General features: G+C 43.4%; 6 protein-coding genes. 2 read left to right on the top strand and 4 right to left on the bottom strand.

Annotated elements, in window-relative coordinates:
* Positions 1–7 precede the first annotated feature (7 nt).
* Together ppc and ACX27_RS29120 are read right to left on the bottom strand one after the other, a co-directional pair.
* Positions 8–3,061 (bottom strand): phosphoenolpyruvate carboxylase, encoded by a 3,054-nt coding sequence (gene ppc / locus ACX27_RS29125; protein ID WP_062297652.1) that lies wholly within the window; start codon positions 3,059–3,061, stop codon positions 8–10.
* Between the two features lie 100 nt (positions 3,062–3,161).
* Positions 3,162–3,401, bottom strand: coding sequence for a hypothetical protein (locus ACX27_RS29120; RefSeq protein WP_062297650.1), 240 nt, complete (start codon positions 3,399–3,401; stop codon positions 3,162–3,164).
* 217 nt (positions 3,402–3,618) lie between these two features.
* On the opposite strand from ACX27_RS29120, the gene ACX27_RS29110 reads away from it, so the two are divergent.
* Positions 3,619–6,642, top strand: a complete 3,024-nt coding sequence (locus ACX27_RS29110; protein ID WP_062297647.1) for a DUF1574 family protein — start codon at positions 3,619–3,621, stop codon at positions 6,640–6,642.
* A gap of 151 nt (positions 6,643–6,793) precedes the next feature.
* Complete coding sequence (locus ACX27_RS29105) at positions 6,794–8,293, top strand: MBOAT family O-acyltransferase (protein WP_062297645.1); 1,500 nt, start codon at positions 6,794–6,796, stop codon at positions 8,291–8,293.
* A gap of 294 nt (positions 8,294–8,587) precedes the next feature.
* On the opposite strand, the gene purF is transcribed toward ACX27_RS29105, so the two are convergent.
* Both purF and purL read right to left on the bottom strand, forming a co-directional pair.
* Positions 8,588–10,078: an amidophosphoribosyltransferase gene (gene purF / locus ACX27_RS29100; protein ID WP_062297643.1), complete on the bottom strand. Its 1,491-nt coding sequence runs from the start codon at positions 10,076–10,078 to the stop codon at positions 8,588–8,590.
* 249 nt (positions 10,079–10,327) lie between these two features.
* A complete protein-coding gene (purL, locus tag ACX27_RS29095; protein WP_062297641.1) occupies positions 10,328–14,116 on the bottom strand; it encodes a phosphoribosylformylglycinamidine synthase subunit PurL in 3,789 nt (1,262 codons plus the stop codon).
* Positions 14,117–14,556: the final 440 nt, after the last annotated feature.

Below are 14,556 nucleotides of genomic sequence, written 5' to 3'. Positions count from 1 at the left end.
AAGCAGATCAGCCTGTATTTCGCATTCCCGCAGCAATACCATTAATGGTTAACAGTGCGCCCCGCAGTAACTCGCCTTTGCTGTAACGAGAGTGAATCACACCAGAGGTAGCTGTGGTATTTTTCGCTTGGCGCAGGCGCTTAAGGAGTGAAACCTGGATGAAACCGAGGGGTACAATTGTCCCGTTGCGTAATTGTACTGAACGCTGCAATACAGGATCACCATCTAACAGTCGAGTGTGACCAGTAATTTTCAGGACGAAATCTTTTGTGAGATAGTATTCACTGGCGATTTGCTCAAAGACTGTCTCGAAGCGTTCTTTGTCTTCTGGGTTGGATAATTCCTGGACGTAGTGTCGCGCCATTTGGATATCGACTTTCGCCAGTGTCATTTCCGCTTTGGAAATCACCATTTTGAAGAACGGCCACTTCATATAAAAGTAGCGCAGTAATTTCAGGTGTTCTTCTGGTTCTTCATTCAAGAACTCTTGCAAAGCTGTTCCGACACCATACCAAGAAGGTAGCAAAACTCTAGTTTGTGTCCAGCTAAATACCCAAGGGATCGCCCGTAAACTACTTAAATCTTTCTTTCCTGAAGGGCGACGTGCGGGACGAGAACTGATTTGCAGTTGGCTTATTTCTTCAATGGGGGTGACTTGGTTGAAAAAGTCAATGAAATCTGGTTGTTCGTAGATTAAAGCACGATAATGTTGCCGCGATCGCACTGCTAGTTCTTCCATAATTTCGTTCCAAGGTTCGATATCATCAAACCCTGTCCGCAGCAAACTAGCTTGAATTACCGCAGTGGTGACGGTTTCTAAGTTGTATAGCGCCAAGTCCACCAAGGAATATTTAGAAGCTAAGACTTCCCCTTGTTCGGTAATTTTAATTCGCCCGTTAATACTGTGACCTGGCTGGGCTAAAATCGCCTCGTAAGCAGGGCCGCCACCTCTACCTACAGAACCGCCACGACCGTGGAAGATTCGCAAGTTAACACCGTATTCTTCAGCGATTTTCTGCAATGACTTTTGAGCTTTGTGAATTTCCCAGTTACTACTTAAAAAGCCAGAGTCTTTGTTACTGTCGGAATACCCCAACATAACTTCTTGTAAGTCGGGTGCAATTGTAGAATGGGGATTTGCTTCCGCATCAGAAAGTCGTTGCTGAATATTTTCGTAGCCGCCAGCCAACAAAGCCCGATACAAGGGAAGTTCAAACAGCTGACGCATAATGCTGCGCGAACGCTGTAAGTCTTCTACTGTTTCAAATAACGGTACAACTTGAATTGTGCCAACGGCAATGGCTGGGTCAAATAATCTTGCTTCTTTGGCTAAAAGTAAAACTTCCAGTACGTCGCTGACTTGACGGCACATACTAATAATGTAAGTTTGGCAGATGTTAACACCAAACTCTTGTTGCAGCGATCGCAAAATTCGGAAGGTTTCAATGATATCGTTGGTTTTTTCGGAAAATGGCAATTCCGCCGGAATTAACGGACGGCGGGTTTGCAATTCGGAAGTTAACCAAGCTACACGCTGTTCTTCTGTGAGGTCATCATAAGCTTGGGGTAGAACTTGCAGATATTCTAAAATCTCATTTAACGCATCAGAATGGCGGGTTGATTCTTGGCGGATATCTAACTGTGTCAAGTTAAAGTCAAAAATTTCTACTTGACAAATCAAATTATCCAATTCTCGACAACTTAAGCCAGTTTCGCTCAAATTACGCTGAATTAGCCGCAATTCTGTTAAAAACTCTGCCCCAGAACGATACATTGGTGCATCTTCGTTGCTGGGAGTTTCCCGTTTATATAATGCTAAATTGCGATCGCGGGTATTTTCTAACCGTCTCAGTACATAAGACAACTTCAAACGATAAGGTTCTTGGCGATAACGCAATGCCAGGGCATCATATATATCACTTAACTGCGACTGGTCTAATTCCAGCGATTCCAGCAAATCTGGTAAAACATCACTCCAGTGCATGGAGATGCTTAATAATTCAATCAGCTTTTTGACTGATTGAATATAGCGTTCCAGCACCATTTTGCGTTGATAGCAAGCTGTCTTCCAGGTAATTTCCGGCGTAACTGAGGGGTTCCCATCTCTATCGGAACCTACCCAAGAACCAAAGGAACAAAAGTTTTTGCGGGGCGGTTCTAACCAATCAAAAGTTTTACCCAAAGCATATTTAAAACGTTTATGCAGTTGGGGAATACCATCAAATAAAACTTCTTGGAAGTAGTGCAGGGCGTAATCTACTTCATCTAGAACTGTGGGTTTGAACTGGTGGAGTTCATCGGTACGCCACCAGAGGCGAATTTCTTCTAGTAACTTTTCGCGTAACTCCCCTGACTCCCAAGGATATGCACCAGCACGATTTTCAATTGCGTCTATTTGTTGCAATAGATTCACAACTTGTCTTTGTTTATCGCGGATGGTATGACGGACAATTTCTGTGGGGTGGGCGGTGAACACCAAACGCACATCTAACTGCGAAATTAAACGCTGAATTTGTTGGGGTGGGACATTCAAGTCATATAAATAAGGAAACAGTGTGGCAAAAGTACCTTTTTGTTTATTGTGCATTTTGCCCACCCAACTTTTAGCCAACAAGTCTGAACCTATACCTTTGTTGACAAAGGCATCATCTTCTTTATCGTTGGAGGAATAAGTACTCTCTGACATGGTGTCAGAACTGGTGGTAATTTGATCGTCTATTTCCGAGTAGCGTGTGAGTTGCTGCTTCTGCTCATATTCTTGCTCAATAATATTAATTAGCTGAAAATAAAGCGCAAAAGCCCGTGCTGCCCGAATTGCTTCATTAATATTCAGTTGTTCAATCAATTTGACGGCGGAGGATGCTTGGTCGTTGGTGGCTTGACCTTCTGGCGAACACAAATCTCGCAACTGCCGCAACAAATCTACCATTTTCTGGCCGCATTCTTGCCGCAGGACGTTCTCCCATAATTCTTCAACGATTTGGAGACGACGACGTAAAAATAATTCTGACGCAGGGTAATAATTCGCAGCGTGTGACACAGAGTATAAAAGCGAACTCATATTTGCTTCTCTTGTAAAGCCAATTACTGTTTACATTTTTGAACTTTGTGATTTACGCTCATTGTTTTCTATGAGCGGTTTATTTTTTAAAGTATAAGTTTTAGCTTTTATTGGTTATTTCATCGTGATTGGGAAAGGGAAGAATCGGTAAGCGATCGCCGCGAAACAATTCTTCACTAGCTTGCCCGATAGATTCTAGGGCTTTGAGCGTGAATTTTTCGCTGGTCAGCAGCAGTAGTATGGACGCTGTACCTATTTCGAGGATAAAAGATTGGGGAATGCTAAACAAAACCAGATTTAGTCCGGGGTTGGGTGAAGATTGGGAGGTGATAGGAGGCATTGCTAATTTTTGGTGGTTGGCAAACGAGGAAAATGAAACGCAAAACTCAAAATCTGTATGACTTGCAACGATATAAGACTATCTTGGCCTATTTTGCAAGCACAGAAGGTAACAAAAGTGTTAAAAAAAAACAGCAAAATGTGATAGACATTATGGTTCTAGTTTACAAGCGCAGGCAATACCCCCGAATACTCGCTTCCTGTAAAGTTAACTGCCCATGAAAAAACTCTTAGTAGATAGCCAGCAAATATTAGTGCAATGGGTAAGCCAAGCAACAGGGATTAACACTTTCGGGGTGAAAGTCCGGTTGCGGGGAAATGACCTACACATTCTTTGTGAAGCGACAGAGTGTCCTCTACGCTGGCGCACTCTTGCTGATTTGCTTCACGCACTCCAGCAAACAGATTTAGATGTCTTAACCAATAACGAACAACCCTCAATATACCAAGTATTGGTTTATGGACGGAAAAAGGGCGAAAATCGACCCCAATGGTGTCATCGGGTACATCTAAATCAGTTAGACAAGCATTTAGAACAGGTAGAACAAGCCCTAAAAGATGCAGAAGCATCACAGCCTGGTGGGTCGCTAATTATATCAAATGAGAGTTTAGCCCGTCGCGGCGACCCCAATGCGATCGCTCATTATCTCAGTGAAACTCTCAGTTCTTTGGGTGTGGGAGTCCAAGTCAAAATTAAGCCACACCAACCCAAGGACAAAAATCAAGCCGCAACAAATCGTCTCTGGGTTTTTTGTCAATCTGTCTATAGTCCAGATTCTTCCTTATTAGCCGAAACAATTGCCCAAAAACTGCGACTATTAAAGTTGACGGGCTATCAAGATGCAGTCATTACCGCCCAAGTCAGTGGTGAAACAAATAATGATTGGGTACTGCGGGTAGATTTAACGCCCCCAGAAGTGATGCTGAAAGAATGGGCGCGTTGGGGGGATGTGCAAGCGATCGCTCGGCTTTTAACAGAAGTATTATTAGAATTTAAAGTCACTGTCCAAGCATCACTCAAAGAATCAACTTTACATCTTTTCTGCTCCCCAGCTTTTGATCCTTTAGAAGATGCACCTGCACCCGATAAAACCCAATGTCTGGATATCATCGTATCGCACCTAGAAGCGATCGCACCTCAAGGCATTCTCGGCGCGACGATATACGGTCAAAAAACCGCCCAAAAGCAACCAGCTTGGATTGATTGGATTTCTTTACCTGCTTCCCAACATCCAGCCTTAGCCACTTCCGCTTTAGAATTAGCCATTAGCGGCGATGAACCAGCCACCCATTTTTTATTAGAACGCTTACTTAATACCGATTTGGAATGGCGCTTGAAAACAGGCGGGATACGTGTCCTCTTGCTTCACAAAGGCGACTTGCTGCATATTATGTGTGATGCGCCTGTATGCCCCAACCGCAAACAAGTCGCCAATAAAGTTACCCAGTTTGTCCGGCAATTAAAATTACCTGGAATCACTGGAGTAAGGGTTTACGGTCGTCGCGCGGGCAATAAAGAACCAGTTTGGCATCATGGCGTAGACTTTGTTCAGCGCCAACGTTTAGTACCCGAAGCTACTCCAGAATTTGCGGCAACTTCGGAATATGTCGGTGAACTGATAGTTAAAGACGGTCAAGAACCGATTTTTCGCCCTGATTTAACTTCCGAAGAAGTTCAAAATTTTGTTACAGAAGTCGCGCGAGATTGGATTGTCACCACCAGCACGGCAATTAAAAATTTCCTCTTAGGTACACAAATATTTACCGAAGCTGGTCAGTCAACTGCCGCCGACCCCGATTTACAAGGCGGACTGAAAGTGGCTGTGGTTTGGGGAACATTGGGATTATTACTGACACTGCAAACCGATTGGATTAGCGGTCAAATGGTGGCGCGGACATTACCCCAGACACCACAGGTAACTAGTGTAGAGACTGCCAATGCCGAACCAAAGCCCCCAGCCAAACCCAAACATCAAGAAAAACTCGAATTATTGCATAATTCCTCTGGGCAGAAATTATCAGGGTCGAAAAATTCTGCCTTCAACGCTTCTGGATTTACGGTGAATGAAGATGATCCAGAAGCAACTACTTTAACAGCCGCACCATTAAAAGAAAAAGCTACAGCATCGGCAATTTTATTAGCAGCGCGATCGCAAATGCCCAGTTTTAATGCGCGGCAATTAGATGAACAATTAGCTTTATACCGCCAACAATTGAATATTAAAGGCAGTCCACCAGATGTTTTAATTATTGGTTCTTCGCGGGCTTTGCGCGGCGTTGACCCGGCGGCATTATCCAAAGGTTTAGCCAAACAAGGATATCCCAATATTGAGGTGTTCAATTTTGGGGTGAATGGTGCAACCGCCCAAGTCGTCGATTTTATTATTCGCCAAGTCTTGGAGACATCAGAATTACCCAAAGTGATTCTTTGGGCTGATGGTTCTCGCGCTTTTAACAGTGGTCGAGACGATATTACCTTTAATGCGATCGCCGCGTCCCCTGGTTATCAAAAAATCTTGGAAAAAGCTCAGAATATCGATAGTAATGAAGAAGCTGCTAACAATCCGGCGAAATCACCAGATAAGCAAAAAAACACGAAAAAACCAGAGGAAATTACTAGCTATCAAGCTATTAATAATGGGTTAAATCAAATTTTAGGCGCTTTTTCCAGTACCTATCAAAATCGCAACCAGCTTAAATCTTTACTACATCAACAACTTGATAATTTGCCATTAATTAGCGATCGCCGACCTCAAGAAAATAAATCAACTGACTCAGCTACTGAAAGTTCTGATGATGAAACTTCACTCCAATCAGTTGATTTTGATGGCTTCTTACCTTTATCTGTGCGCTTCAATCCGGCTCGATACTATCAAAAACATCCCAGAGTTACAGGTAATTATGACAATGACTACAAATCATTTCATATAGAAGGCAATCAAGATGCCGCCTTTCAAGAAGTTTTGAAGTTCACGCAGGCACAGCAAATTCCTCTCGTATTTATTAATATGCCACTCACCGCCGAATATTTAGATCCAATTCGCAAAAAATACGAGCAAGAATTTCAACAATATATGATTCGGTTAGCCACCAACCCTAATTTTATTTATCGAGATTTTAGCCAACTTTGGCCCAGAAAAAATGACTATTTCTCTGACCCCAGCCATCTTAACCGCTTTGGCGCTTACGAAGTCTCGAAAAAACTAGCGATCGACCCAGTGATTCCTTGGCCGACAAAGTAAGTGATGAGTGCTGAGTCATGTACACTTCAACTTCGCTCAGTGTACGTGTTGAGTAAAGAAATTTTCCTCCGCCCTCGGTTAATTAGCTTCACTGCCTCCTGCTTCATCTCAAATGACAAATGACCAATAACAATTGACCAATGACTAAAATATGAACTTTATTTCAATTTCCTACGGGATATTTTTACTGAGTATATTAGGCATCTACTGGACTGTTGCTGAACAAAAATGGCGATTGTGGATTTTATTAATTGCCAGTATTGCTTTTTATGCTTCTTGGAGTATTCAATACATCCCACTGTTATTAGCATTGACCTTTATTAACTTTCGCTTGGGTAGAGAAATTGGCAAAAATACTTCTCCGGGAGAGCATAATCTTGATTGGCGCATATCTAATGAAGATTGGCAGTATGCTAATGCTGATTGGAATAGTCGTCGTCTAAAATTATTATCGCTAGGCGTAATCTTAAATGTTCTATTACTACTGGGTTTTAAATATATTTCGCCGATATTAAACTTGGCTTTTCCTATCCAATCAAGTTCACCAGAAACATCTTTTAAAGTTATTGCACCGTTGGGAATTTCATTTTTTACCTTTGAGTGTATTGCTTATTTAATCGATGTTTATCGTGGCGCTCCGGCTACTGACCATTTTCTCAAATTTGCCACATATAAACTCTTTTTTGCTAAACTAATTTCCGGGCCAATTACGCGCTATCACAACTTAGCAACTCAATTTAATACACTGCAATTTCCCACAGCCGAGAGAGTCGCTGAAGCATTATGGTTAATTGCTAGAGGTGTAATCAAAAAAGGACTCTTGGCAGATAACTTGGGGATTTTTGTTGATTTATGTTTTGGGAATTTGCAACGTGCAGGTAGTACTGATTTGTGGTTGGCGACTTTTGCCTATGGTTTGCAACTGTATTTAGATTTTAATGGCTATGTAGATATTGCCCGTGGTACAGCGTTGCTATTTGGTTTAGTTTTGCCAGAAAATTTTGATTTTCCTTACTTCAGTACTAGCATTGCTGATTTTTGGCGACGCTGGCACATAACATTAGGTGACTGGTTGCGGAACTATGTTTATTTCCCTTTGGGTGGTTCTCGCCGTGGTTTGATGCGTACCTGCTGGAATTTATTCCTGGTGATGGTAATTGCAGGTATTTGGCACGGTTCCGCCTGGGGTTTCTTTGTGTGGGGTATAATCCACGGTATTGCTTTAGCAGTACATCGCCTTACAGATGATTTGAGCGATCGCAACGAAAAACTAGCCCAATTCTGGCAAAATCCCTTTGGTATATTTATCGCTTGGCTATTGACACAGTTAATGGTTTTCACTTCTTGGATTTGGTTTCGTTTACCCAATCTCCAAGATTCTTCGTTAGTAATTCAGCACCTTTGGGGTCACACTGCTGACGCACAGTTCGCCCAAAAAGTATATGTAGAAGCTCTAACAATTAGCCCTTATCAACTCTCTTGGCTGTTGGGAATTTTAGCGGCTTTGATGGGCTTGGTCTATGCTGTGAATGGCCGATTAAAACTAGAGTTAAACTGGCCTATAAAACTGGTTTTCGTACCCTTATGTTTTTATATTGTCTGGTTACTAGCCCCCGAAGGCGGTCTACCTTACATATATTTTGATTTTTAGTTTAGGAAGGTTACAGGTGATAAGCAAATCTTCACCAACAACCCTTGTGTGTAAGTCCTGTCAAGATTTTCGTCAATCGGTATGAACTCCAGGACTTACAAAACGAACTGCAAAGGACGCATAGACGCGATAGCGGCTTCCCGCAGGGTAGGACACGAAGTTATAAGAGTTTGAGAGAGTTATGGTGTAAGTTTTAAATTCTTTGGTTACTCCAAAAAAAGACTTATATCTCCCTTGTCTCCCTTATCCTCCTTGTCCTTAACTCATAGGAATTTGCAGTCCTTTTTAAAAGTTCTAAACTACCACCTTCTCTAAAATCAACTTAGAACGCTTCACTTGTTCAGGAATAGCGACTGGGTAATCTCCTGTAAAGCAGGCAGAACAAAAACTATTGGTGTCTTCTCCTGTGGCTTTGAGCATTCCTTCCCAACTCAGGTAGGCGAGGGACTCTACTTCTAGTTGTTGGGCAATTTCCTCAACAGATTTGGTAGCCGCAATTAACTGATCTTGGCTATCGGTATCAATCCCATAAAAGCAAGGATGAGTGACAGGCGGTGAAGAAATTCGCATGTGGACTTCAGCCGCACCCGCATCACGCAAGGCTTTGACTAATTTGCGGCTGGTTGTACCCCGCACAATTGAATCATCTACAATTACAACTCTTTTACCCGCCAATACATCTTTAAGAGGATTGAGTTTCATCCGAATACCAGACTCGCGCATAGTTTGAGTTGGTTGAATAAAGGTGCGTCCAACGTAGCGATTTTTAATCAAGCCTTCGCCATAACTAACGCCGGAAGCTTGAGAAAATCCGATCGCTGCGGGGATACCAGAATCAGGTACGCCAAACACAATATCGGCTTCGACATTCGATTCGGCAGCCAGTTGTCTTCCTAAGCGCATCCTATAGCTGTATAAAGTTTCATTGTGCATAACGCTATCAGGACGGGCAAAGTAAATCATTTCAAAGATGCACAATTTACGTTGCGGCTGCTGACTCCAGTGGTAAGAAGCCAAACCTTCTTCGGTTATCCAAACTAATTCTCCCGGTTCGACATCGCGCAGGTATTCAGCGCCAATAATGTCTAAACCACAAGTTTCGGAAGACAATACATAACGTACAGGATTTGTCCCAACAGTCCCAATTACTAAAGGACGAATACCATTAGGATCACGGGTTCCCATTACCCCAACAGGTGTGCCAATAACTAAACTAAAGGCTCCTTGGCAACGGTGAAACGCTTGAATTGCCCCGTCTAACCAATCTGCACCAGCGTTGACTGCTTCGGCGATCGCAAAGGCAATCATTTCTGAGTCAGTTGTTGTGACTAAGTTAAAATTGCTTTTAAGCAATTCATCACGCAATTGTGTTGTATTGACAAGATTCCCATTATGTGCAAGAGCAAGATTACCTAAGCGAGTCTCAACCACAGCAGGCTGGGCGTTAACTTTGCGACTAGAACCAGTGGTGGAATAGCGAGTATGACCAACAGCGAGATTTCCGGGCAACTCTTCTAAAATCGATTCGTTGAATACTTGAGACACCAAGCCCATATCTTTGTGCAGATGGACTTTTGTACCCTCAAAGGTAGCAATTCCAGCAGACTCTTGACCCCTGTGCTGGAGGGCATACAATCCAAAGTAGGTTAGTTTGGCAACGTCTTCTCCTGGTGCGTAAAGTCCAAAGACACCGCAAGCTTCTTCGGGCTTGTCAGGACGGTCATTATTTGAGTTGAAATTGGATTCGGGGTATTCATCCGAAGTAACGGAATCAATAGGAATCATGCTGGCTTTGCTCCTGGTTGGGGTGTCAAGTCACTGGGGTTATGGCTTGAGGTGGCTGTACCATTTGGGATTTTGGATTGTCAAACGGTGAGTGTATAACCTTTTGAGAAATCCATCTCCGCAATCACTTTTGAAAGTGTTATGGTCTATTCTTAACAAATCTTTAACCACTTATTAAAACAGTACCCTAAGAAGTCTGAAGTATGAAGTCTGAAGTGTGAAATTTTTGACTTCAGACTAGATACTTTTTTAGGCCTGAGTGTGTGCAGCTAGACGTTTAGCGATCGCATTATTGTAACGATCCTTTATATCTTCCATACTAACTGCGATTAAGGTCTGGTTATCGGTAGTTAAAACCGTCAAACCATCACCATAATTACCAACCATGCCTAATTTTTGCCACTCGTGAGTGAGATGTTCTTGTAAGTATGATTCCCAGATTTCTTGGTGTTCTGAACCCACTGAAACGATAATTCTTGCGCCAGCTTCACCAAACAGCACTTCATCCAGACGCTGTAACTGATTTGGCGAAATGTCTAATTGTACTTCTGCGCCCAAATTGCCAGCAATGGAAGATTCTGCCAAGGCGACAACTAATCCGCCCTCAGCGCAATCATGGGCTGAACGCACCCAACCAGAACGAATACCATCACGGCAAACCTTCTGCACACGGCGTTCCAAATCAAAATTTACCCTTGGTGGTCTTCCAGCTACAGTATTGTGGATGGTAGCCAGATATTCGGATGCGCCTAATTCCACTTTGGACTGTACAGTTAATCCCAGTAAATAAATCACATCACCGCTTGCTTGCCAAGCTTGACCGCAAATTTTGGTGAAATCAGGAATTAAACCCACCATTCCCACCACAGGAGTCGGATAAATTGGTTGGGGGTTGCCTTGGGAATCGACAGTTTCATTGTAAAGAGAGACATTTCCCCCTGTGACTGGTGTGGCTAGTTCTCGACAACCTTCTGCTAAACCGCGACAAGCTTCGGCTAATTGCCAATAACCAATGGGTTTTTCGGGACTGCCAAAATTCAGGTTATCGGTAACAGCTAAAGGTTCTGCACCCACACAACTAAGATTACGTGCTGCTTCTGCGACTACCGCCTTAGCACCTTCGTAGGGATCAAGGTAAACATAGCGGGGATTGCAATCTACTGTAGCAGCAACGGCAGATTTAAGATTTGGTGATGTGAGATTGGGGATGGCTTCTAATGGACGTAAGCGAACCACAGCCGCATCTGCACCACCAGGAAGAGCAACAGTATTGTTTTGTACTTGATGGTCGTATTGACGGTATACCCAATTTTTCGAGGCGATCGTAGGTGTATTGAGTAAAGTCAATAAGATATCATTCCAACTGTGGCTACCGATCCCCGCAGCTGTGCAAGCAGGTAAACTATCGGCTGTCCATGTCCAAGCTTGACAGGCATATTCTGGCGGTTCCGCTAACAACTCACGTTCATAAAGTGGCGTATTTTCTGCCAAAGCATCAGCCGGAATTTCCGCCGCAATTTTACCCCGGAATAAAATCCTGACGATGGGTTCAGCAATTACTGTCCCAGCCACCACCGCATGAAGTCCCCAACGGTGAAAAATATCAATTAACTCCTGTTCCCGGCCTTTGTGGGCAACAAACAGCATTCTTTCTTGCGATTCCGACAGCAAATATTCGTAGGGAACCATCCCCGTTTCCCGCACCGGAATCTTATTTAAATCTAATTCAATGCCGACACCGCCTTTAGCTGCCATTTCGGAGGTAGAACAGGTAATCCCGGCTGCACCCATATCTTGGGCAGCGACGACTGCACCAGTTTTAAACGCTTCTAGACAAGCTTCAATTAACGACTTTTCTAAAAATGGGTCGCCGACTTGCACCGCCGGACGGTCATCCATCGACGCATCAGTTAATTCGGCACTGGCGAAGCTTGCACCACCCATTCCATCGCGTCCGGTGGTAGAACCCACATACAATACAGGATTACCGATACCCGATGCCCCAGATTTCACAATTTCCGGCGTTTCCATCAATCCCAAAGCCATGACGTTAACTAAAGGATTTCCAGCATAAGCAGGGTCAAAGTAGACTTCGCCACCAACAGTCGGAACGCCGACGCAGTTGTGTGTCACTATCCCCGATGAAGTCACAAAAAGATGTGTATTATCTACCTCCACATCATAGACATCACATTCGGCAACGGTTTGGTGTGCGATACTCTTAATCTTGACAGTAGCTACATCTGCTGCCGACTTGGTAAACCGAGGAAATGAATGTTTAGTACCACTGTAACGATTTAAAGCTACAGCTAATTCCTGATTTCGCTCTTGACTAAAAACTGTGGCTAAGGCTTTTAATGCCGCAAAATTACTAACTTCCAATTGCCATAAGGGTTTGCGGATGTGCTTGCGTCCCTCAATTTCTGCTTCGCCTACTGGTTGGCAATAAATATATGGGATGATTCCTTGAGTTTGCAGCAAAAGGACTGTTTGCTCAAATAACTTGCGGCTAGTGGTAGCAAAACTAATTTTGGCGTGATTACCGTCGGTTTTGGTGGTCATAGAACCATCACCCCGGAATAAGCCTTTGAGGACTTCATACTGCAATTCTTGTGACCACTGGAAGACAAAGTTAGGGAATGCTTTGTTGCTGGCTTCTGTGCCGCATTGCCAAACATTCTTCAAGAAATGCCCGAATAGCCAAGAAGTTGCGTAAACAGCAATGGTAGAAGCACGTTTTTCTACACAAGGGCGTAACCCCAAGTATTTTAGACCAGCGATCGCATCCTCAACATACTCTGTTTCATGATGGGCGAAGGTGAAAATAATTTTGTAGGTATTTCCGTTTTTAGCAGCACAGCCTTCTGAGAGAAAATAGCCAATTAACCGGGCAAACAATTTATTTGGCTGAATAACTGCATTCATATAATTAGCTTTACCGCGCCGGAATAAGCGGATATCGCTACGAGGAACATTCAGCAGTAGTTCCAAAGCCAAAAAGTATGCCAGAGGAAATCTACCTGTAGATAAGTATTGATGGCGTTTGTAAACAGCAGGTTCGAGTAATCTCAACGCAGTACGTACCGCCTCTGTGACTTGCCAATTTTCGGGTAGCTGTACATATACATCTTTAGCAATGGCAGTTTCTGGATTTAAACCAGTCAGCAAATCTAAGGCTGTGTCTTTTTCTGCTGTTAATTGTGGCCATGCAGTTATTAACGGGATTTCATCACCGACTTTTAAAGACTGAGCTACTGCCACATCCCATTCACCATTGGAGCGAATTAACATTGGATGGTCTGGCGTAACCACCAAAGTACGTCCCAATGCTGTACGAATAGTAATCAAATATTGGCTACGTCGTTTAAATATTCGCCGTACAGGTTGCCAACAAACAGTTTGGCTGTCGGGATCTAAAGATAAAGTTTGAACCGCATCACTATCATGGAGTTCTAAAGTCGTGATGTTGGTTTTGAGGCGGGATTCTACAAAGTTGCCAATGGTATCAAAATGTATCCCGTCTTGATTTTTCCAAATAAAAGTTTCATCACTGACGAGACAGTTACCATAATGGCTGATTCCTGATACTACCCCAGTAAATAGCCTTTGGGTTTTAGGGTCATCGAGAGAACCAAAGCGCAACGAGTTTAACAAAGCAATGGGACGCGCACCCATTGTAAAAATATCTCTGAGGATACCACCGACACCTGTGGCGGCTCCTTGAAAGGGTTCAACGGCGGAGGGGTGGTTATGAGATTCAATTTTAAAAGCGAGGCGGAGTCCTTCACCCAGGTCAACCACACCCGCATTTTCACCAGGGCCAACAAGAATGCGGGGGCCTGTAGTGGGAAACTGTTTGAGTAATGGTCGGGAATTTTTGTAGCAGCAATGCTCTGACCACATCACCCCAAACATTCCCAGTTCTGCTTTATTAGGATGGCGGCCTAAACGTCGCACAATTTCTGCATATTCTTCTGGCTTAATACCTTCGGCGGCAATTTCTTGGGGAGAAAACGGATCTTTGGGGGTGGTGGTCATGGGAATAATGCACCAAGGGGACAGAAGACTATTTTATAGTTAATGGTCAATAGTCATTGGCCATTTGTGCTTTGTTTTTCCCATCTCGAACTGCTGTTTTAGCTCTAGTTTTATACGTTGTTACACACTTAAGTAGATACCGCTCGATAGTAACACTCAAGTGACGACAATCACATAGAAACATGATTGAGATCGTCTCTTACCCTTTGCCAAATTGGCATAATTACATACAACTGAACTCTAGCCGAGTCATTAATAGGGAACACACTAATCGCCGACAGCTTTGATGAAAGACTGTCGGCTTTTTGTATTTAAAAAATTCTGAAGTTTGAAGTGTATTCGCCTTTGGCGTTCCCGCAGGGTAGTCTGAAATTTCATTCTTCTGCCTCCTGCCCTCTAACTCCTGCCTTCAAAAATAAAATTTCCCCACAGTTGGTTGA

The sequence above is a fragment of the Nostoc piscinale CENA21 genome (assembly GCF_001298445.1).
In the GTDB taxonomy this organism is placed as follows: domain Bacteria; phylum Cyanobacteriota; class Cyanobacteriia; order Cyanobacteriales; family Nostocaceae; genus Nostoc_B; species Nostoc_B piscinale_A.
Note: the sequence above shows the minus strand (reverse complement) of the source record. Positions and strands in the feature narration are given on the sequence as shown.